This is a genomic window from Microbacterium sp. Ru50, assembly GCF_002920555.1.
Classification (GTDB): Bacteria; Actinomycetota; Actinomycetes; order Actinomycetales; family Microbacteriaceae; genus Microbacterium; species Microbacterium arborescens.
In genome coordinates, this window is sequence record NZ_PQSV01000001.1 from 596,549 (window position 1) to 616,196 (window position 19,648).

Genomic DNA, 19,648 nt, shown 5'->3' on the forward strand with positions numbered 1-19,648 from the left:
GCAATCGGGTCGGGTATCAGTCTGAGGAGTCGGCGGCGCTCTTGGCCTTGGCGACGGCGTCCCGCGCCGCGTCCGCGACGTCGGAGGCGGCGTCTGCGGCCGAGTCGAGGGCGTCGGATGCCGCGCCCTTCACGTCCGCCGCGAGACCCTCGATGCGGGCCTCCTGCTCGCGGTAGGCATCGCCGATCCGGTCGGCGAACTCGGAGATCCGCGCATCGACTTCGGCGAGCATCTCGTGACCGCGCGGATCCTTGTTGACCACGTGCGCGGCGACGAAACCGCCGGCGACGCCCAAAACGAACCACAGCGCGTTCTTCATGGCATCCATGTTAGGTGCAAAGCACGAAGGGCGCCGGGAGAACCCGACGCCCTTCGCGGCAGTGCTGAGACTCAGCGAGCCGTGCGACTCAGCGCGCGGCGTAGTACTCGACGACGAGCTGGACGTCACACGTGACGGGCACCTCGGCGCGCTTCGGGCGACGCACGAGGCGCGCCTGCAGCTTGTCGAGCTCGACCTCGAGGTAGCCCGGGACCGGGGGCAGGACGTCGGCGTGACCACCGGCGGCTGCAACCTGGAAGGGCTCGAGCGACTCGCTCTTCTCCTTGACGTGGATGAGCTGACCCGGCTTCACGCGGAACGACGGGCGGTCGACGAGCTGGCCGTCGACGAGGATGTGACGGTGCACGACCAGCTGGCGGGCCTGTGCGGTCGTGCGGGCGAAACCGGCACGAACGACGAGCGCGTCCAGACGCATCTCGAGCTGCTCGACCAGGTTCTCACCGGTCAGACCGTCCTTGCGGCGGGCCTCGTTGAACTGGATGCGCAGCTGCTTCTCGCGAATGCCGTACTGCTCGCGCAGACGCTGCTTCTCGCGCAGACGGACGGCGTAGTCGCTGTCGGCCTTGCGCTTGGTGCGGCCGTGCTCGCCCGGAGCGTAGGGACGCTTCTCGAGGTAGCGGGCGGCCTTCGGGGTCAGCGCGACGCCGAGGGCGCGCGACAGACGGACCTTGCGGCGGTCCTGAGACTTCGTGGTCACGAAGCTCTCCTTCCGATGACGTGGTCGCGACGTTCACGACTCACGGACGTATCTCCGCCTCCTCGCCCGTCTCGGACTGCACGCCGGGGCACGCCGAGAGGTCTTGATCAGAAGAGAGGGATGCCCGAAAACTGGGCTTCGAGCCGGTCGAGTCTATCAGACGGTGCCCGCGTCGACCGCGGTGACGAGATCGAGGATGCCGGCCGGATAGAACGGGGTCGCATCCCGTCGCAGGTCGTCGATGCGATACCAGCCGACCGTGGTGTCGCCGTCGAGCACGGGGAGACGCTCTCCGTGCGGCAGAGCCTCGAGCGAGGCGCTGCGGACGGCGAAGACATGAGCGATCTCGTGGCCGCTCTTGCGGCCGTCGTCGAAGATGTTCTCGCTCACCGTGAGCAGCCGCAGCTGCTCGACGTCGGCGGCCAGTTCCTCGCGCAGCTCCCGTCGCATGGCCGCAGCCGCGGTCTCGCCGTACTCGATGCCGCCGCCGGGAGCCCGGAGGAAGGGCCCTGACCCGGGTGCGCCGGGGTACTCCTCAGCCAGGACGTACCCGTCGGAGACGACGAGGGCCACGGAGATCGCCCGGATGCGGTGCGGCGAAGCCAGCTCGTCCGCGTAGGCGGTCACCGCACGCCCGTAGGCGGGCAGGTGCGGGGCGAGGGCGCGCAACGCGGTCCGGAGCGCGGGCGCGGGCTTCTGATCGCTGAACAGTGCGAGCGCCTCGAACGCCCGGGCGGCGTCGGCGAGCGCATCGGTGTCGGGAAAGCGATGCAGCAGTGCCAGAGCACCCGAGGGATCGCCGATGTTGCGAAGCGAGCTCGCCAACTGGATGACGCACGCCGAGCGCCGCTCACCGGTCAACCCCGCCTCGAGCGCCGCCCGATACAGCGGGATCGCCTCGGCCTCCTCGCCGAGGAAATCGTGCAGCGAGCCCCGCTCGTAGCTGCGGACCGCCTCGTCTGCGTCCGCCGCGAGCTCGTCGAGCTCGGCCCACAGAGCTGCGGTGCTCTTGCCTGCGGCAGCACCCCAGAACGCATCGAACGGATCGGCGCTGTGGGCGTCGGTGGCGCCGGCTGCTGTGCTGTGGGCGACGCTGTCACCGGCGACGAATGCAGCGAGGAGGTGACGTACGCGCGACTGCAGGTCGCGGAGCTCGGGGTCGACTTCGCGGCTCGCCGCGAATCGGACCAGCCCGCGCAGGGCCGGGCCGGCATCGCTGGTCTCCCCCGCCATCAGATGATCGACGAGATCGGATGCCGCCATGGTCCGCACCCGCCCGGTCTCGTGTTCGCCCCACGCGGGCTCGGCGACGCGGGTGCAGTCCGCCGCGATGATCACGTGCCGGCGGCGGCGGGCGTTCGCCGCCGCCCATTCGGCGCCGGCGTCGAAGACGGCCCCGGCGCGATACCCGGTCTCCTCCAGCAGCTCGCGCACGCCCGCGGCGACGGCGTCCTCACCGGGATCGATGAGGCCGCCGGGGAGTTCGCCCAGCACGCGCTGCGGGCCCACCCGATACTGATCGAACAGCACGACCGTGTCATCGGCCGTGACCGCGACCACCGTGACGGTGTCGCCGACCTCGACGACGTCCCAGTCGCTCTCGCTGCCGTCGGGCAGCCGGTAGCGGTCGCGACGCACGCGCACGTATCCGTCGAAGGCGGGCGAGGAGCCCAGCAGCGTCCACGGGGGCACAGGGTCGGCCACGGGTCAGTCCCCCAGGATCTTCCGCAGCTTCTCGACGCGCGCACCGATCTCGCGCTCGACGCCGCGATTGGTCGGCTCGTAGTACCGCTTGCCGCGAAGCTCGTCGGGAAGGTACTGCTGCGTGGCGACTCCGACCTCCAGGTCGTGGGGATAGACGTACCCCTTGCCGTGTCCGAGCCGCTTCGCACCCGCGTAGTGGGCGTCGCGCAGGTGCTTGGGCACGCGACCGAAGCCGCCGGCGCGGACGTCGGAGATCGCAGCGTTGATGGCGTTGTAGGCGGCGTTCGACTTGGCGGTCGTGGCGAGATACGCCGTCGCCTCGGCGAGCGGGATACGGCCTTCGGGCATCCCGATGAAGGCGACCGCGTCGGCGGCGGCGACGGCGATCGTCAGCGCCTGCGGGTCGGCCAAGCCGATGTCCTCGGAGGCCGAGATAACGAGACGCCGGGCGATGAAGCGCGGGTCCTCGCCCGCCTCGATCATCCGGGCGAGGTAGTGCATCGCGGCGTCGACATCCGACCCGCGTATCGACTTGATGAAGGCGCTGATGACGTCGTAGTGCTCATCGCCCTGCCGGTCGTAGCGCAGGAGCGCACGGTCGACCGCCTGCGCGACGTGGTCCGCCGTGATCACCGGCGCGTCGTCGTCATCGCCGGGCTCGGCCATCGTGGCCGCGGCCTCGAGCGAGGTCAGCGCGCGCCGGGCATCGCCCGAGGCCAGCCGGATGAGGGCGGTCCGCGCGTCGTCGGCGAGGACGATCGAGCCGGCGAGTCCGCGGGCATCGGTGACGGCGCGGTCGATGAGCCCGCCGAGGTCGTCATCGCTGAGCGGCTGGAGAGTGAGCAGCAGTGAACGCGACAGCAGCGGCGCGACGACGGAGAACGACGGGTTCTCGGTCGTCGCCGCGATGAGCAGCACCCAGCCGTTCTCGACGCCCGGGAGAAGAGCGTCCTGCTGCGCCTTGGTGAAGCGGTGGATCTCGTCGAGGAACAGGATCGTCGAGATGCCGTAGAGGTCGCGCTGCGTCATCGCCTCCTGCATGACCTCGCGGACATCCTTGACCCCGGCGGTCACGGCCGAGAGCTCGACGAACCGGCGCCCCGACGAGCGCGCGATCGCCTGAGCGAGCGTCGTCTTGCCCGTCCCCGGCGGCCCCCAGAGGATGACGGAGACCGCTCCCGCTCGGTTGCCGTCGGGCGAGGCGAGGGCGACCAGGGGCGAGCCGGGCCGCAGCAGATGCCCTTGGCCGGCGACCTCGTCGAGCGAGGTGGGTCGCATCCGCACGGCGAGCGGCGTCTGCCCGGAGAAGAGCGCGCTCGAATCGGTCATCCCCTCAGGCTAGTCGCGCGCGGGGACACCGGGATTTTGTCGCGGTACCGACGCGCGCCGTAGGCTTGAGCGGCCCGGAACGGGGCACGGAGGAGGCAACGTGGCAGGTCGCGGCAAGAACCGGGACGATCGCGCGGCGCAGGAACGCGCCCGCCTGTACGCTGCGCGGCGCGAGTACCACGAGGGTCTGGCGGGGCGCCGGACCCGCGACAACATCGTCGCCGCCGTCGCCGGCGGCGTCCTGATCCTCGCCGCGATCGGTGCTCAGGTCGCGTATTTCACCGCCGGCCCCGGAGCCCCGGCACCCGCCGAGACCCCGGCCCCGACTCCGACCGTGACGATGCCGGGATCGCCGACGCCGACACCGTCGGATTCCACTCCGGCAACGATCCCGACTCCCTGACCCCCTCCGTACTAGGCTGTCCCCCGACCTGACCCCCATGCGGCGCGAGCCGCGACGAGGTGCCTTCCGTGACTTCCACCCCTGACTCCACGATCACCCCCGCCGACGACGCCCCGTGGGGTCGCGTCGATGACGACGGCACCGTCTCGGTGCGCGAGGGGGATCAGTGGCGCGTCGTCGGCCAGTATCCCGACGGCACGCCGGAAGAGGCGCTCGCCTACTTCCAGCGCAAGTTCTCCGATCTCGCCGGCGAGGTGACGCTCATCGAGGTGCGTCACCGCCGTGGCGGAGCCTCCGCCGCCGATCTCCGCTCGACCGTCAGCACGCTCCGCTCGCGCATCGCGGGGGCAGCGGCCGTCGGCAACCTGGCCGCGCTCGAGGCGCGCCTGGTCGCCCTCGAGGGCGAGCTCGACGCGGCTTCCGAGTCGGAGGCCGCCGAAGCGAAGCAGGCTCTCGACGCCGCGATCACCGAGCGCACGGGGCTCGTCGAGGCGATCGAGGCGATCGCCGCACGCGACCCGAAGTCGATCCAGTGGAAGCAGACGTCCGCCGAGGTGAACGATCTCTTCGAGCGATGGCAGCGCCATCAGTCCGACGGCCCGCGCCTGCCCCGCGGCACCGGCCAGCAGCTGTGGAAGCGGTTCCGCGACGCCCGCTCGACCATCGACAAGCACCGCCGCGAGTTCTACGCGAGCCTCGACGAGACCCACAAGAGCGCACGCGACGCCAAGCAGCGGCTCATCGAGCGCGCCGAGGCCCTCGCCCCGCGCGGCGAGGACGGCATCGGCGCGTACCGCGACCTGCTGGAGCAGTGGAAGCAGTCGGGCCGCGCGGGCAAGAAGGCCGACGACGCGCTCTGGGCACGCTTCAAGGCCGCGGGCGACGCCCTCTACGGTGCCCGCGCCGAGCGGGAGCAGGCCGACGCCGAGGCATCCCAGGAGAAGATCGTCGCCAAGCGCGCGCTGCTCGACGAAGCCGCTGCCGTCAACGCCGAGAAGGACACGGCGGCCGCGCGGGCGCTGCTGACCGGCATCCAGCGCCGCTGGGACGAGATCGGTCGCATCTTCCCCCGCGACAAGGAGCGCGCCCTCGACGACGAGCTTCGCAAGGTCGAGCAGGCGGTGCGCGCACGCGAAGACGCCGACTGGAAGAACAACAACCCCGAGACCAAGGCACGCCAGGGCGACATGCTGTCGCAGCTCCACGACGCGATCGCCAAGCTCGAGGCCGAGGTCGCCGAGGCCGAGGCTTCGGGTGACAAGCGCGCCATCGCACAGGCGAAGGAAGCGCTCAGCGCACGCAAGGCCTGGCTCAGCGCTCTCGGAGGCTGACTCTCGTCTCCGGCTAAGGGCCTGTGGAGGTGACGCTCTCCACAGGCCCTTCGCTCGTTAGCGCCGCCGTTCCCACGTTGGCGCGAGACTGACGCAATGGTCTCACCGTACGTCTACGCCCCGGGCACCCGTCTCTCCCTCGCCGAACTGGGCGCCGCCCGACTGGACGGCGACGTCGTCGAGGTCGGCGAAGCCTTCATGCCCGCCGACGCCGTCGAAAGCCCTGAGATCCGGGCCGCGTCGCTCCGCCCCCTCGTCGCGCAGGGTCTCGCGCTCACACACGAGTCCGCCGCGTGGGTTCACGGCGCGCTGTCCGAACCTCCGCTGCGGCACAGCGTGCAGCGATGCACCGAGCGCCGCCGGAATCACGTGCTCGATCCTCGGCTCCGCTACCGCGACCTTCAGCTCCCCGCGAGCGAGACGGTTCATCTCGGCGGCATGCCGGTGTCGAACCGCGTTCGTACCCTGTGCGACCTCCTGCGCGCCGACGCAGCCGCAGGCGATGGACCGCGTGCGGGCGCCGTCGCGATGATCGGGAGGTTCCCCGACATCCTCGCCGACGCCCGGGTGGCGTTGGCGTGCAGCGGGCCGCTGCCGCACAAGCGCCGGGCGCTCGCGTGGTTGGAGAGCTGGCCGGTTAGGACGACGTGACGCGGTAGACGTCGTAGACCGCGTCGATGCGCCGCACCGCGTTCAGCACACGGTCGAGATGCACGGTGTCACCCATCTCGAACACGAACCTGCTGAGTGCGAGCCGATCATTGTTGGTCTGAACCGACGCCGAGAGGATGTTGACGTGGTGCTCGCTGAGCACGCGCGTCACGTCGCTGAGGAGCCCGGCGCGATCCAACGCCTCGACCTGGATCTGGACGAGGAAGAGACTCTTCGTCGTCGGCGCCCACGACACCTCGATGAGGCGCTCCGGATCGCGCATGAGCGACTCGACGTTCGTGCAGTCGGAGCGGTGCACAGACACGCCGCTTCCCCGCGTGACGAAGCCGACGATCTCATCGCCCGGAACGGGTGTGCAGCATTTGGCCAGCTTGACGAGGATGTCGGGCGCGCCGCGGACGAGGACTCCGGAGTCGCTGTCTCGCTTCTGCCGGGATCGTCCCACGGCCGGCAGCTGGATCGGCCCGGTGGAGGTGTCCTCCTCCGCTCGGACGAGCGCGGTGACCTTCTCGATCACCGACTGCGTCGAGACATGCCCCTCGCCCACCGCCGCGTACAGCGCCGTGACGTCCTCGTAGCGGAGCTGATGGGCGACCTCGCTGAAAGCGTCCTGCCCCATGAGGCGCTGGAGCGGCAGATTCTGACGCCGCATCGCCCGCGCGATCGCGTCCTTGCCCTGCTCGACGGCCTCCTCGCGCCGCTCCTTGGTGAACCAGCCGCGGATCTTGTTGCGCGCTCGTGTGCTCTTGACGAAGGTGAGCCAGTCCTGGCTCGGGCCGGCATCGGGGTTCTTCGAGGTGAAGACCTCGACGACGTCGCCGCTGGAGAGCGTCGACTCGAGCGGCACGAGACGCCCGTTGACCTTGGCGCCCATCGTGCGGTGGCCGATCTCGGTGTGCACGGCGTAGGCGAAGTCGACCGGGGTGGCACCCGCGGGCAGGCCGATGACCCGCCCCTTCGGAGTGAAGACGTAGACCTCTTTCGCACCGATCTCGAAACGCAGCGAGTCGAGGAACTCCCCCGGGTCGGCCGTCTCGGCCTGCCAGTCGGAGATGTGGGCGAGCCACGCCATGTCGTTGTCGACCGCTTTGGCGTCTGCCTTGCCGCCCGCCATCCGCTCCTTGTACTTCCAGTGCGCCGCGACACCGAACTCGGCCTGCTGGTGCATCTCGTGGGTGCGGATCTGGATCTCGACCGTGCGCCCACCCGGACCGATGACGGTCGTGTGGAGGGACTGGTAGAGATTGAACTTCGGCGTCGCGATGTAGTCCTTGAAACGCCCGGGAAGGGGCGTCCACCGCGCGTGGATCGAACCGAGCACCGCGTAGCAGTCGCGGACCGTCGTCACCAGAACGCGGATGCCGATCAGGTCGTAGATGTCGTCGAACTCGCGACCCCGGACGACCATCTTCTGGTACACCGAGTACAGCTGCTTCGGACGGCCCATCACGCGGCCGCGGATGCGCAGTTCACGGAGGTCGCTCTCGACCGCATCGATGACCGTCTGCAGATACTGCTCGCGCTGGGGTGTGCGCTGGGTGACCAGGCTGTCGATCTCGGCGTAGAGCTTCGGGTGCAGCACCGCGAACGACAGGTCTTCGAGCTCGCTCTTGATGGCCTGGATGCCGAGCCGGTGTGCGAGCGGGGCGTAGATCTCGAGCGTCTCCGTCGCCTTCTTCGCCGCTTTCTCGGGCGGAACGAAACCCCACGTCCGGGCATTGTGCAACCGGTCGGCGAGCTTGATCAGGAGCACGCGGATGTCGCGCGACATCGCGACGATCATCTTGCGGACCGTCTCGGCCTGCGCGGCGTCGCCGTACTTGACCTTGTCGAGCTTCGTCACGCCGTCGACGAGCATCGCGACCTCGTCGCCGAACTCGGCCGTCAGCTGGTCGAGACCGTACGAGGTGTCTTCGACGGTGTCGTGCAGGAGCGCGGCCGCGATGGCCCGGGGGCCGAGGCCGAGCTCCGCCAGGATCTGCGCGACGGCGAGCGGGTGCGTGATGTACGGCTCGCCGCTCTGGCGCTTCTGCTGCGCGTGGGCCCGCGAGGCGGTCTGGTAGGCGCGATCGATGATCGCGATGTCGCCTTTGGGGTGGTGCGCGCGCACCGTTCGAACGAGCTGCTCGAGCCCTTCGCGGGGCGCCGCTCGCGAGAAGATGCGCGGGACGAGGCGGCGGAGCGAACTCTGGGCAGGGGGCGGGGTGATCTCGGTCATGCCCTCACCTCCGCCATGCAGACATCGATTCTACGCGCCCTCGCGGCGCTCAGGCCTCGACCGAGGCTCGCTCGCGCGACTCGCGCACCCGAGCGTCGTTCGCCTTGATACCGGGCTCGCCCTCGCGCAGCAGCGCGAACAGCGGCACGGCGACGAACAGCGTCGAGTAGGCGGCGACCAGCGTGCCGACGAAGATCGACAGCGAGATGTCGGTGAGCGTCTGGGCACCGAGCCAAAGGGCGCCGATGAAGAGGATCGCTCCGGTCGGGAGGGCCGCGACGATCGTGGTGTTGATCGAGCGCACGAGCGTCTGGTTGGCCGCCAGGTTGACCGATTCGCCGAACGTCCGCCCCGACTTCTCGCCGTCCTCGAACGTGTTCTCGCGGACCTTGTCGAAGACGACCGTGGTGTCGTACAGCGAGTACGACAGGATCGTCAGGAAGCCGATCACGGCGGCGGGAGAGATCTCGAATCCGAAGAGCGAGTAGACGCCCACGGTGACCACGAGCACGTCGACGAGGCCGATGATCGCGGCGACGGACATCTTCCAGGTGCGGAAGTACAGCGCGAGGATCAGGAACGTCAGGGCGAGGAAGATCGCCAGGCCCCACAGCGACTGACGGGTGACGTCCTGACCCCAGCTCGGCCCGATGAACGACGAGCTCACCTCGGCGGCGGGGACGTCGTAGGCCTCGGCGAGGCGCGCGGTGACATCACGGGTCTCGGCATCCGACATCTGGTCGGTCTGCACGCGCACGGCGTCCTCGCCGATCGTGGTGACCTTCGTCGTCGCTCCGGGAACGACGTCCTGGACGGCGGCGGTCGCCAACAGCTGGTCGGTGTTCGAGACGTTCGTCACCGTGAACTGCGACCCGCCCGTGAACTCGATGGAGAACTGCGGGGGCTTCACGACGAGGACGAGGACCGAGCCGAGCACGAGGGCTGCGGCGATGATGAACCACAGCGTGCGACGGGCGACGAAGGGGAACGACAGCTTCCCCGTGTAGAGGTCGTTTCCGAACCGGTTGAAGAATCGCATCAGTGCTTGTCCCCCGTCGCGTCGCGCTTCTCGCCTGCGGCCTGCTCGGCGCGCTTGCGTTCCGCGATCGTCTGTCGCCGTTCGGCCTCGCCGCGCGACTTGGCGGCTCGGCGACCGGCCGCGGTCTTCGCGCCGGCAGCGACCGGAGCGCGGAACTGCGCACGCCCACGGTAGACCGCGCCGAGCGCATCGGGGTCGAGACCCGACAGCTTGTGACCCGACCCGAAGAACCGCGTGCGCACGAGCAGCTGCAGCACGGGGTGGGTGAAGAGGATGAAGATCAGGATGTCGATCGCGGTCGTCAGTCCCAGCGTGAACGCGAAGCCCTTCACCGTCGAGTCGGCGAGGATGTACAGCACCACGGCGGCGAGGATGTTGATCGACTTCGAGATGAAGATCGTCCGCTTCGCGCGGGACCAGCCGTCCTCGACGGCACCGGTGATCGACTTGCCGTCACGCAGCTCGTCTCTGATCCGCTCGAAGTACACGATGAACGAGTCGGCTGTGAAGCCGATCGTGACGATCAGGCCGGCCACACCCGCCAACGACAGGCGGAAGCCCATGCGCCACGCGAGAATCGTCAGTGCCGCGTAGGTGAGCACAGCCATGACGACCAGCGAGGCGATGATGACCGTTCCGAGTGCCCGGTAGACGACGAGTGAGTACACCGCGACCAGCGCGAGACCGATGAGACCCGCGATGAGTCCGATCTGCAGCTGCTGCGAACCGAGGGTCGCGGAGATCGTGTTCGTGCTCTGCACCTCGAAGCTCAGCGGCAGAGCGCCGAACTTGAGCTGGTCGGCGAGGATCTTCGAGCTGTCCTGGTCGAACGAGCCCGTGATCGACGGCTTGCCGGTGAGGATGACGGCGTCCATCGAGGGCGCCGAGAGCACGTCGCCGTCGAGGACGAAGGCGAACTGGTTGAGCGGCGACTGCTGCCCGTAGAGCCGCTGGCTGATCTTGCCGAATGTCTCGGTGCCCTGCTGGTCGAACGTGATGTTCACGGCCCAGCGACCGGCGCTCTGCTCGAGGCCGTTGGTGGCGTTGTCGATCGACGACCCGTCGAGCTCGACCGGCCCGAGGATGTACTTCGCCGTCCCCGTGCGATCGCACGTGATCAGCGGCTGATCGGCCGGCGCGTCGGCCGGGTCGTTCGCCGGATCTGTGCAGTCGTAGGCGAGGAACTGCGCCTGCAGCGCCTCGGTGATCCACGCGGGATCGCTGCCGTTGGAGGGCGTCGTCGATGGCGTGGCCGGCAGGTTGGGGTCGGGCGTGGGATACGGCGTCTCGTTGCCGTCGTCACCGACGAAGCTGGTTGCGGGAGTGCCGGTGTAGAGCACGGCGCGCAGCTGGAGCTGTGCCGAGGCGTCGATGCGCTCCCGCGTCTCGTCGTCGACCTCGCCCGGCAGCTGCACCACGATCTGGTTGCCGGCCTGCGTGGCGATGTCCGCCTCGACCAGTCCCGACGCGTCGACGCGCTGGCGGATGATGGAGGCAGCCTGCTGCATCTGCTCACTCGAGGGCACCGCCCCGTCGGACTGCGCCTGGAGGACGATCTGCGTCCCGCCCTGGAGATCCAGCGCGAGCTCGGGAGCCCACGAGCTCGCCTTGAACACATAGACGCCGAGGGCGTTGATGCCGAACAGGAGCGCCGTCAGGACCACGAGTCCGGTCAGCGCGCGCCAGGCACGGCGCACAGGTGTGGAAGTCGCCACGGGGAGGTCAGCTTTCGTCGAGCGAGCGCCGGGTCAGCGGCGGTTCAGGCGCGGGGCTTGTCGTCGCGGTCGGCCGCACCCTCGGAGGCGGCGTCGGCGCGATCGCGCGCGGCGTCGTCGCTGACCGAGGTGATGAGCCCCTGCTCGACGTCGGCGACGTACTCCTCGTGGTGCTCTTCGGCCTCGATGTACTCGTCCTCGGTGAGCGTGCCCTCGGCGGGGTCGACGACGCGGAGGATCGCCTGGCTGTGGACCTCGACCTCGACGCCGGGCGCGAGCTCGACGCGGGCCGACTTCGAGAGGTCTTCGCCGTCGTACTCGACGATCGTCCCGTAGAACCCGCCCTGCAGCAGCACCTTCGCGCCGGGGAGGAGCTGACGCGACTTCTCGGCCTGCTCCGCCTTCATCCGCTGGGCGCGACGACGCTGGCTCCAGAACATGAAGACGATGAGCAGCGCGAGGATGATCAGCAGCCCGTACTCGGCGAAGAACTGCACCGCCGGGTTCGCGGGAGGAGCGTCGGCCGGGGTGGTGGCGAAGAAGAGCATGGAGGTGGGAGCACCTTTCACGGGTAGGCACGCGAAGAATGCGCACCCTCGGGATTCGTCGGCGAGAAGCCTTCAGCGATTATAGGTCATCGATCTCCAGCGCCCCGTCGGCACGGGGAACGCCGAGATGGCGGTAGGCCGAGGGCATGGCCACGCGGCCACGCGGCGAGCGGCCCACGAAGCCGATGCGGACGAGGTACGGCTCGACGACCGACTCGATCGTCTCCGCTTCCTCCCCCACGGTCACCGCGAGGGTGTTCAGCCCGACCGGTCCCCCGCCGAAGCGGCGGACGAGGGCGTCCAGCACGGCGCGGTCCAGGCGATCGAGCCCGATGGCGTCGACGTCGTAGAGGTCGAGCGCGGCCGCGACATCCGCCTCCGTCGCGCCCGCCGCCGTGTTGCCGTGCACGACCACGAAATCTCGGACGCGGCGCAGCAGGCGGTTCGCGATACGAGGCGTGCCGCGGGAGCGGCGCGCGATCTCGGACCGCGCGATGGGCGGGACGTCGACGGCGAGGACGCTCGCCGACCGCTGGATGACTCGTTCGAGCTCTTCGGGCTCGTAGTACTCCATGTGGGCGGTGAAACCGAAACGGTCGCGAAGCGGATTCGGCAGCAGTCCCGACCGGGTGGTCGCACCCACGAGCGTGAAGGGGGCGAGTTCGAGCGGGATGCTGGTGGCACCGGCTCCCTTGCCGACCATGATGTCGATGCGGAAGTCCTCCATCGCGAGGTACAGCATCTCCTCGGCCGAGCGCGCCATTCGATGGATCTCGTCGATGAAGAGCACCTCGCCGGGCACGAGGCTCGACAAGAGGGCTGCGAGGTCGCCCGCGTGCTGGATGGCGGGACCGCTCGACATCCGCAGGGGACGGCCGCTCTCGTGGGCGACGATCATCGCGAGCGTCGTCTTGCCGAGCCCGGGAGGGCCCGACAGCAGGATGTGGTCGGCGGGTCGGTCCTGCATCGCGGCGGCCTGCAGCAGGAGCTCGAGCTGCCCGCGCACCTTCTGCTGCCCGACGAATTCGGCGAGCGACGTCGGCCGCAGGGCCCCCTCGACCGCGAGCTCGGTCTCGTCCGCGGCCAGCTCGTGCGCGTCAGACACCGGTCTGCTCCGGTCGCGCGGGGCCGAGCTGCGCCAGCGCGAGCTTCAGCAGGGCGGGCACGGTCGCCGGGGCGGCGGCATCCGCCGTCACCTGCGCGACGGCCTCCGCCGCGACGCGCTCGCTCCATCCGAGGGCGACCAGCGCAGCCACGACCTGACCGCTGAGCGTTCCGGCGCCGGCGGGAACGGATGCCGGCTGCCCGGAGGGCACCGCCTGGAGCTTGCCCGCGAGCTGCACCACGATGAGCTTCGCGGTCTTGGGTCCGATCCCGGAGACACGGCGGAAGGGAGCGTCGTCCTCGGCGGTGACGGCCTCGGCGATCTGCGCGACGCTGAGCGCCGACAGGACGCCGAGCGCGGACTTCGGGCCGACGCCGGTCACCCCGATGAGCAGGAGGAAGACCCCGAGCTGCTCGCGCGTCTCGAAACCGAAGAGCGAGAGGGCGTCTTCGCGGACGACGAGGTTCGTGTGCAGCACGATCTCATCACCGACATGGAACGAGCGCGGGATGTCGGGGGTCACGGCGACCGAGAACCCGACCCCGCCGACGTCGATGACGACGCTGTCGGACTCGAGGTGCAGCACGCGGCCGCGCAGGGAGGAGATCATGATCCGAGCCTAGGCGGCGCTTCGCAGGTATGTTCGAGCGACACGCGTGACGCCCGGCCGCACGGCCGCCTCAGCGGCGTGACAGCCGTTCCGCATCCGCCCAGGCCCGCTGGGCGGGAGTGAGCGCTGCGGCGCCGGTCCCGGTCCCGGTGCCACCGGGACCGCGGCGCCAGGCATGACAGATCGCGAGGGCCAGGGCGTCGGCGGCATCCGCCGGCTGCGGCAGGGAGTCCAGACGCAGCACGCGGGCGACCATCGTCTGCACCTGCAGCTTCTCGGCCGAGCCGTATCCGGTGATGGCCGCCTTCACCTCGGAGGGGGTGTGGGTCGCCGCATCGAGGCCGCTCTCGGCGGCGACGAGGAGGGCGATGCCGCTGGCTTGCGCGGTTCCCATCACGCTGGTGCGGTTGTGCTGCGCGAAGACGCGCTCGACCGCGACGACGTGCGGCCGATGCTCCGCGATGACGGCCCGGAGCCCCGCGGCGATCGTCGCGAGCCGGCGTTCGATGGGCAGATCGACGGCCGAGCGGACGACTCCGACGTGCACGAGGGCAGCGGATCGGTCGCGAGCGACGTCGACGACACCGACACCGCATCGGGTGAGGCCCGGGTCGACACCGAGAACGCGCAGAGAGGTCACTCCCCCACGCTACGTCCGTCGCGGCGACCCGGCGCGACGACAGCCCGCGAAACGCGCAGTTCCCGGCACCCCACGCAGAACGAGCTGCGGTGGATGCCGGGAACTGCGCGCGATGCCGGAGCTCTTACTCGTCGTCGTTCTCGAGCTCGGCCTGCACCTCGGGCGTCAGGTCGAAGTTCGTGTAGACGTTCTGCACGTCGTCGCTGTCTTCGAGGGCGTCGATGAGACGGAACACCTTGCGGGCGGTGTCGGCGTCGACCTCCACCTTGAGCGAGGGCACGAACTCGACGTCGGCGGAGTCGTACTCGATGCCGGCGTCCTGCAGGGCGCTGCGCACCGACACGAGGTCGGAGGCCTCGGTGATGACGCCGAAGCCGTCGCCGTGCGGCTCGACCTCTTCCGCTCCCGCCTCGAGCACCGCGAGCATGACGTCGTCCTCGGTCGTGCCCTCGGACGGCACGACGATGACGCCCTTGCGGCTGAAGTTGTACGCGACGCTGCCCGGGTCGGCCAGCGTTCCGCCGTTACGGCTGAGAGCGGTGCGAACCTCGGCGGCGGCACGGTTCTTGTTGTCGGTCAGACACTCGATGAGGAACGCGACGCCGTTGGGCCCGTAGCCCTCGTACATGATCGAGGAGTACTCGACGGCTTCGCCGCCGATCCCGGCGCCGCGCTTGATCGCGCGGTCGATGTTGTCTTTCGGGACCGAGGTCTTCTTGGCCTTCAGGACGGCGTCGAAGAGCGTGGGGTTGCCCTGCAGATCGGGACCGCCGAGCTTGGCAGCGACCTCGATGTTCTTGATGAGCTTGGCCCACGACTTGGCACGGCGCGCGTCGACGACGGCTTTCTTGTGCTTGGTCGTGGCCCATTTGGAGTGACCGGACATGCGCTCGATCTTACCGGGCGGATGCGCGCGCCTCGCGGACGCGCGCGAGGAACCTCTCGTGGAAGCGACGCTCGCCCGAGACCTCCGGGTGGAACGCGGTGGCGAGCAGTCGCCCCTGCTCGACCGCGACGACCCCGCCCTCCGGCAGGGTCGCGAGCGGCCGCACCCCCGGCCCGAGTTCGGTGACGAGAGGCGCTCGGATGAACGCCGCGCGCACCGGCGCGTCCCAGCCGGCGACGGCGAGCGCCGTCTCGAACGATTCGGTCTGACCGCCGAAGGCGTTCCGTCGCACGGTCACGTCGAGCCCGCCGAAGGTCTCCTGCCCGGCGATCGCCCCGTCGACGCGGTCGGCGAGCAGGATGAGCCCGGCGCACGTGCCGTAGACCGGCATGCCCGCCGTGATCGCGTCGCGGATGGGCTGCTGCATCCCGAACGCGCGTGCCAGCTTGTCGATGACGCTCGACTCGCCGCCCGGCAGGACGAGTCCCTCGATCGTCGCGAGGTCGTCCGGGCGGCGGACGAGGGATGCCGCCGCACCGAGCTTCTCGAGCACGCGCAGGTGTTCGCGGACGTCCCCCTGCAGGGCGAGGACTCCGACGCGCGGCGGCGTTCCCTCGCTCACCGGATCACCAGCCGCGGTCGGCGAGACGGTGCGGAGCAGGCAGATCGGAGACGTTGATGCCGACCATCGCCTCACCCAGGCCGCGCGAGGCCTCGGCGACGATGGCGGGGTCATCGTGGAAGGTCGTCGCCTTCACGATCGCCGCGGCACGGCGCGCGGGGTCGCCCGACTTGAAGATGCCCGATCCGACGAACACGCCGTCGGCGCCGAGCTGCATCATCATGGCGGCGTCGGCGGGGGTGGCGACACCGCCCGCGGTGAAGAGCACGACGGGCAGGGCGCCGCTGGCCGCGACCTCGGCGACGAGGTCGTACGGCGCCTGGAGCTCCTTCGCCGCGACGTACAGCTCGTCGGGGCTCTTCGCCTGCAGAGCACGGATCTCGGCGGTGATGGTGCGGATGTGGCGCGTCGCCTCCGAGACGTCGCCCGTGCCGGCCTCACCCTTGGACCGGATCATCGCGGCCCCCTCCGTGATGCGGCGCAGCGCCTCGCCGAGATTGGTCGCACCGCAGACGAACGGGACGGTGAATCCCCACTTGTCGATGTGATGCGTGTAGTCGGCCGGCGAGAGCACCTCGGACTCGTCGATGTAGTCGACGCCGAGCTCCTGCAGCACGCGCGCCTCGACGAAGTGTCCGATGCGGGCCTTGGCCATCACGGGGATCGACACCGATGCGATGATCTCGTCGATCAGGTCGGGGTCGCTCATGCGGGCGACGCCGCCCTGGGCCCGGATGTCGGCGGGGACACGCTCGAGCGCCATGACGGCCACCGCGCCGGCATCCTCGGCGATCCGCGCTTGATCGGCCGTGACGACGTCCATGATGACGCCGCCCTTCAGCATCTCGGCGAGCCCGCGCTTGACGCGCGAGGATCCGGTGACGGTCTGGTCGTTCGACACGATGGAGCTCCGATCTGGGCCGCCTGGTCGGGGATGTTGTTCGGCCTAGGCCAAAAATTAGCATGGCATCCGACATAAGATCGTCCCGATGACTTCCCGCGACACGATCTCCGGGCACACGGCGGGCGACATCGCCGACAGCGTCCGGATGCTGCTCGAGCGCGGCGCCCTGCGCGCTGACGACATCCTGCCGCCCGTGCGCGCACTGGCCGAGCAGCTCGGCGTCAACCGCAACACCGTCGTCGCCGCATACCGGCTGCTGGCGCAGGCCGGGGTCGTCGTGGCTCGCGGCCGCGGCGGAACGCGCATCGCCGAGGTCTCCCCCGTCGCCGCCGAGGGGGTCGCCGCCGACACGGTGCTGCGCGACGTCGGGTCGGGAAATCCCGATCCCGCCCTCATCCCCGACCCGAGCGACGTGCTCGCCCGGGTCGCCGGGCGCCCCGTCCTGTACGGCGAGCCGGTCATCGACGCCGGCCTCGCCGAGTGGGCCACACGCTGGTTCGCCGCGGACTCGGCGAGCGAGGCCGACATCCACCTCACCGTCACGGGCGGCGCCGTCGACGCCGTCGAACGACTCCTGGCGCAGGCGCTCACCCGCGATGATGCGGTCGCGCTCGAAGACCCCTGCTTCCTCGCCAGCATCCATACCGTCCGGCTCGCCGGCTACCGTGCGGTCCCCGTTCCCGTCGACAGCGAGGGCATGACGGTGGACGGTCTGCGTGCGGCCCTGGACGCCGGTGCCCGAGCCGTCGTCATCACCCCGCGAGCCCAGAACCCCACCGGCTCGAGCCTGTCGGCCGAGCGCGCCGCGGCGCTGCGCGAGGTGCTGGCCGATCACCCCTACGTCCTGGTGATCGAGGACGACCACTTCTCGCTCTTGTCGACCCAGCCCTATCGCTCGGTCATCGGCGAGAACCACGAGCGCTGGGCGCGCGTGCGCTCGGTGTCGAAGTTCCTCGGGCCCGACATGTGTCTCGCGGTCACGGCATCCGATCCCACGACGGCCGAACGTCTCGCGCTGCGCCTCGGCTCGGGCACCACGTGGGTCAGCCATCTGCTGCAGCGACTGGCCCACGCTCTCCTCTCCGACGGCACCGCCACGGCTGAGATCGCCGCCGCTCGAACCCACTACGCCGACCGCAACGCCGCCTTCGCCGCGGAGCTCACGCGCGCGGGCCTGCCCTGCGCACCCGGCGACGGGCTCAGTCTCTGGGTCGAGGTGCCCGGCACTGCTCGTTCCGTCGCCGACGCCCTGATGCGCCGCGGGTGGCTGGCGCGCACCGGCGACGAGTTCCGGCTGGCCGAGGACGCCCCGTCGCGGCACCTGCGCCTGACCGTGCACGATCTGAACGACGCCGACGCCGCGCAGCTCGCGCGGGACCTCGTCGCATCCGCCCTCCCCTCTCGAAAGGCATGACCCCATGAAGGTGCTCTCGATCCAGTCGGCCGTCGCATACGGACACGTCGGCAACTCCGCCGCGGTGTTCCCGCTGCAGCGCATCGGCGTGGAGGTGATGCCGGTCTACACGGTGAACTTCTCCAACCACACCGGCTACGGCGCCTGGGGCGGTCCGATGATCAGTCCCGACGATGTCCGCGCCGTCATCGCGGGCGTCGAGGATCGCGGCGCCTTCCCGCAGATCGACGTCATCCTGTCGGGGTACCAGGGCGGCGAAGGAATAGCCGACGTCATCCTCGACACCGTCGCGCGCGTCAAGGCGGCGAACCCGGATGCCGTCTACGCGTGCGACCCGGTCATGGGCAACGCGAAGTCGGGATGCTTCGTGGCACCGGCCATCCCCGTTCTGCTGCGCGAGCGCGTCGTGCCGGCCGCCGACATCATCACGCCGAACCAATTCGAGCTCGGCTTCCTGACCGAGACCGAGCCCACCGATCTCGACTCGACGCTCGCATCCGTCGACGCCGCCCGCGCGATGGGGCCGCGCACGGTGCTCGTGACGAGCGTCGAGCGCCCGGAACGCCCCGAGGGAACGATCGAGATGCTCGCCGCGGACGACGCCGGAGCGTGGATCGTCCGCACTCCCCACATCCCCATGAAGGCGAACGGATCGGGTGACGTGACGGCGGCCCTGTTCACAGCTCACTACCGCAGCACCGGCTCCGCAGCCGAGGCGCTGGCCCGTACGACCTCGAGCGTGTTCGACCTGCTCACGCGCACACACGAGTCGGGCGAGCGCGAGCTCCAGCTCGTGGAGAGCCAGGAGGCCTACGCGCACCCGCGGATGCAGTTCACGGTCGAGCGGGTGCGCTGACCGGCGCCGTTACTGTCCGCTGGACTCGGTCCACGCCTGCTCCCACTGCGGAGCGTCATCGGGGCAGAGGAACCGGGTGCCGAAGACCATGATGCTCACCGCACCCTCGCGGGACGCGTCGTCGATGGCGAGACTCTGGATGAGCGGGGACGACGCGACGTGCATCTGGTAGACGTTCTGATCGACCTGGTGACCGTTGAGGATCGAGGTCTCGCACGCGTCCAGAGCGAGGGCGAGCGTCACGGTCTCGGCCTGCTCCGACCACTGACCGCCGTTCGCCTCGACGTGCGCGCGCTGCTGCGCGACGAGCTCCTGCTGCTCGGGCGTCTTCGCGGTGAGCGTGGTCTGACCCACGGGCTGCTGCTGCGCCGCGATGAACGCGTCGCGCTCGGCCAGGGCATCGGCGGTCGCGGATCCGTCGCCACCGGCGTCGGGGGTCGCCGCTGCGCTCTCGTCCGGCACTGTCGTCGTCGTCGGAGTCGCCTCGGTCGGGTTCGCGTCTCCCGCGGGGGTGCACCCCGTCAAGGCGAGGGCCCCGACAACAGCCAGTGCGGCGAGAGTCGCGGTGCGGGGACGGGCGGTGATCGACATGGTGCCTCCTCAGTGAGCGCTCAG

Annotated in this window: 20 protein-coding genes; 5 read left to right on the forward strand and 15 right to left on the reverse strand. The window is 70.0% G+C overall.

The window, feature by feature from the left end; translation table 11 throughout:
* Nucleotides 1-16: 16 nt before the first annotated feature.
* From C3481_RS02820 to C3481_RS02835, 4 genes are all read right to left on the reverse strand, one after another.
* A complete protein-coding gene (locus tag C3481_RS02820; RefSeq protein WP_036304601.1) occupies nt 17-319 on the reverse strand; it encodes a hypothetical protein in 303 nt (100 codons plus the stop codon).
* 88 nt (nt 320-407) lie between these two features.
* Nucleotides 408-1,037 (reverse strand): 30S ribosomal protein S4, encoded by a 630-nt coding sequence (gene rpsD, locus C3481_RS02825; protein ID WP_023951228.1) that lies wholly within the window; start codon nt 1,035-1,037, stop codon nt 408-410.
* Between the two features lie 156 nt (nt 1,038-1,193).
* On the reverse strand, nt 1,194-2,741 hold the full coding sequence (locus C3481_RS02830) for a tetratricopeptide repeat protein (RefSeq protein ID WP_023951230.1): 1,548 nt from the start codon (nt 2,739-2,741) through the stop codon (nt 1,194-1,196).
* A 3-nt stretch (nt 2,742-2,744) separates the two neighbouring features.
* Entirely contained in the window at nt 2,745-4,070 is a 1,326-nt protein-coding gene (locus tag C3481_RS02835; RefSeq protein ID WP_023951232.1) for a replication-associated recombination protein A, read from the reverse strand.
* 100 nt (nt 4,071-4,170) lie between these two features.
* On the opposite strand from C3481_RS02835, the gene C3481_RS02840 reads away from it, so the two are divergent.
* The 3 genes from C3481_RS02840 to C3481_RS02850 all read left to right on the forward strand — a co-directional run bounded on the left by C3481_RS02840 (nt 4,171) and on the right by C3481_RS02850 (nt 6,455).
* Nucleotides 4,171-4,473, forward strand: coding sequence for a dioxygenase (locus C3481_RS02840; RefSeq protein WP_103840702.1), 303 nt, complete (start codon nt 4,171-4,173; stop codon nt 4,471-4,473).
* A gap of 68 nt (nt 4,474-4,541) precedes the next feature.
* Nucleotides 4,542-5,804: a DUF349 domain-containing protein gene (locus C3481_RS02845; protein WP_103840704.1), complete on the forward strand. Its 1,263-nt coding sequence runs from the start codon at nt 4,542-4,544 to the stop codon at nt 5,802-5,804.
* Nucleotides 5,805-5,900: 96 nt separating this feature from the next.
* A complete protein-coding gene (locus tag C3481_RS02850) occupies nt 5,901-6,455 on the forward strand; it encodes an SAM-dependent methyltransferase (protein WP_103840706.1) in 555 nt (184 codons plus the stop codon).
* Here C3481_RS02850 and C3481_RS02855 read toward each other — a convergent pair.
* The 10 genes from C3481_RS02855 to pdxS form a co-directional block, all read right to left on the reverse strand.
* Nucleotides 6,442-8,694 carry a bifunctional (p)ppGpp synthetase/guanosine-3',5'-bis(diphosphate) 3'-pyrophosphohydrolase gene (locus C3481_RS02855; protein ID WP_023951241.1) on the reverse strand — a complete coding sequence of 751 codons (2,253 nt, stop codon included), beginning with the start codon at nt 8,692-8,694 and terminating at the stop codon, nt 6,442-6,444. The genes C3481_RS02850 and C3481_RS02855 overlap by 14 nt on opposite strands.
* A 49-nt stretch (nt 8,695-8,743) precedes the next feature.
* Nucleotides 8,744-9,733 carry a protein translocase subunit SecF gene (secF, locus tag C3481_RS02860; protein ID WP_023951243.1) on the reverse strand — a complete coding sequence of 330 codons (990 nt, stop codon included), beginning with the start codon at nt 9,731-9,733 and terminating at the stop codon, nt 8,744-8,746.
* On the reverse strand, nt 9,733-11,448 hold the full coding sequence (gene secD, locus C3481_RS02865) for a protein translocase subunit SecD (protein WP_103840708.1): 1,716 nt from the start codon (nt 11,446-11,448) through the stop codon (nt 9,733-9,735). The genes secF and secD overlap by 1 nt, the downstream gene beginning before the upstream one ends.
* Nucleotides 11,449-11,492: 44 nt before the next feature.
* Nucleotides 11,493-11,996, reverse strand: coding sequence for a preprotein translocase subunit YajC (yajC, locus tag C3481_RS02870; protein ID WP_023951247.1), 504 nt, complete (start codon nt 11,994-11,996; stop codon nt 11,493-11,495).
* 79 nt (nt 11,997-12,075) lie between these two features.
* Nucleotides 12,076-13,101 (reverse strand): Holliday junction branch migration DNA helicase RuvB, encoded by a 1,026-nt coding sequence (gene ruvB / locus C3481_RS02875; RefSeq protein ID WP_064956721.1) that lies wholly within the window; start codon nt 13,099-13,101, stop codon nt 12,076-12,078.
* Nucleotides 13,094-13,711, reverse strand: a complete 618-nt coding sequence (gene ruvA, locus C3481_RS02880) for a Holliday junction branch migration protein RuvA (protein ID WP_103840710.1) — start codon at nt 13,709-13,711, stop codon at nt 13,094-13,096. Before ruvA ends, ruvB begins: the two co-directional genes overlap by 8 nt.
* A gap of 70 nt (nt 13,712-13,781) precedes the next feature.
* Entirely contained in the window at nt 13,782-14,351 is a 570-nt protein-coding gene (gene ruvC / locus C3481_RS02885) for a crossover junction endodeoxyribonuclease RuvC (RefSeq protein WP_023951254.1), read from the reverse strand.
* A gap of 124 nt (nt 14,352-14,475) precedes the next feature.
* A complete protein-coding gene (locus C3481_RS02890; RefSeq protein WP_023951256.1) occupies nt 14,476-15,237 on the reverse strand; it encodes a YebC/PmpR family DNA-binding transcriptional regulator in 762 nt (253 codons plus the stop codon).
* Nucleotides 15,238-15,247: 10 nt separating this feature from the next.
* The gene (pdxT, locus tag C3481_RS02895; protein WP_242435626.1) at nt 15,248-15,859 is read right to left on the reverse strand and encodes a pyridoxal 5'-phosphate synthase glutaminase subunit PdxT; all 612 of its coding nucleotides are present in this window, start codon (nt 15,857-15,859) and stop codon (nt 15,248-15,250) included.
* Between the two features lie 4 nt (nt 15,860-15,863).
* Nucleotides 15,864-16,760, reverse strand: a complete 897-nt coding sequence (gene pdxS, locus C3481_RS02900; RefSeq protein ID WP_023951261.1) for a pyridoxal 5'-phosphate synthase lyase subunit PdxS — start codon at nt 16,758-16,760, stop codon at nt 15,864-15,866.
* 88 nt (nt 16,761-16,848) lie between these two features.
* On the opposite strand from pdxS, the gene C3481_RS02905 reads away from it, so the two are divergent.
* Both C3481_RS02905 and pdxY read left to right on the forward strand, forming a co-directional pair.
* On the forward strand, nt 16,849-18,177 hold the full coding sequence (locus C3481_RS02905; RefSeq protein WP_103840712.1) for an aminotransferase class I/II-fold pyridoxal phosphate-dependent enzyme: 1,329 nt from the start codon (nt 16,849-16,851) through the stop codon (nt 18,175-18,177).
* 4 nt (nt 18,178-18,181) lie between these two features.
* The gene (gene pdxY, locus C3481_RS02910; protein ID WP_103840714.1) at nt 18,182-19,033 is read left to right on the forward strand and encodes a pyridoxal kinase PdxY; all 852 of its coding nucleotides are present in this window, start codon (nt 18,182-18,184) and stop codon (nt 19,031-19,033) included.
* A gap of 9 nt (nt 19,034-19,042) precedes the next feature.
* On the opposite strand, the gene C3481_RS02915 is transcribed toward pdxY, so the two are convergent.
* The gene (locus C3481_RS02915; protein WP_088380313.1) at nt 19,043-19,624 is read right to left on the reverse strand and encodes a hypothetical protein; all 582 of its coding nucleotides are present in this window, start codon (nt 19,622-19,624) and stop codon (nt 19,043-19,045) included.
* Nucleotides 19,625-19,648: the final 24 nt, after the last annotated feature.

Coding starts and splice junctions, on each gene's coding strand:
- C3481_RS02820 (WP_036304601.1), bottom strand. CDS start 319: ATGAAGAACGCGCTGTGGTTCGTTTTGGGCGTCGCCGGCGGTTTCGTC.
- C3481_RS02905 (WP_103840712.1), top strand. CDS start 16,849: ATGACTTCCCGCGACACGATCTCCGGGCACACGGCGGGCGACATCGCC.
- C3481_RS02915 (WP_088380313.1), bottom strand. CDS start 19,624: ATGTCGATCACCGCCCGTCCCCGCACCGCGACTCTCGCCGCACTGGCT.
- C3481_RS02835 (WP_023951232.1), bottom strand. CDS start 4,070: ATGACCGATTCGAGCGCGCTCTTCTCCGGGCAGACGCCGCTCGCCGTG.
- yajC (WP_023951247.1), bottom strand. CDS start 11,996: ATGCTCTTCTTCGCCACCACCCCGGCCGACGCTCCTCCCGCGAACCCG.
- secF (WP_023951243.1), bottom strand. CDS start 9,733: ATGCGATTCTTCAACCGGTTCGGAAACGACCTCTACACGGGGAAGCTG.
- C3481_RS02890 (WP_023951256.1), bottom strand. CDS start 15,237: ATGTCCGGTCACTCCAAATGGGCCACGACCAAGCACAAGAAAGCCGTC.
- pdxY (WP_103840714.1), top strand. CDS start 18,182: ATGAAGGTGCTCTCGATCCAGTCGGCCGTCGCATACGGACACGTCGGC.
- C3481_RS02855 (WP_023951241.1), bottom strand. CDS start 8,694: ATGACCGAGATCACCCCGCCCCCTGCCCAGAGTTCGCTCCGCCGCCTC.
- ruvA (WP_103840710.1), bottom strand. CDS start 13,711: ATGATCTCCTCCCTGCGCGGCCGCGTGCTGCACCTCGAGTCCGACAGC.
- C3481_RS02850 (WP_103840706.1), top strand. CDS start 5,901: ATGGTCTCACCGTACGTCTACGCCCCGGGCACCCGTCTCTCCCTCGCC.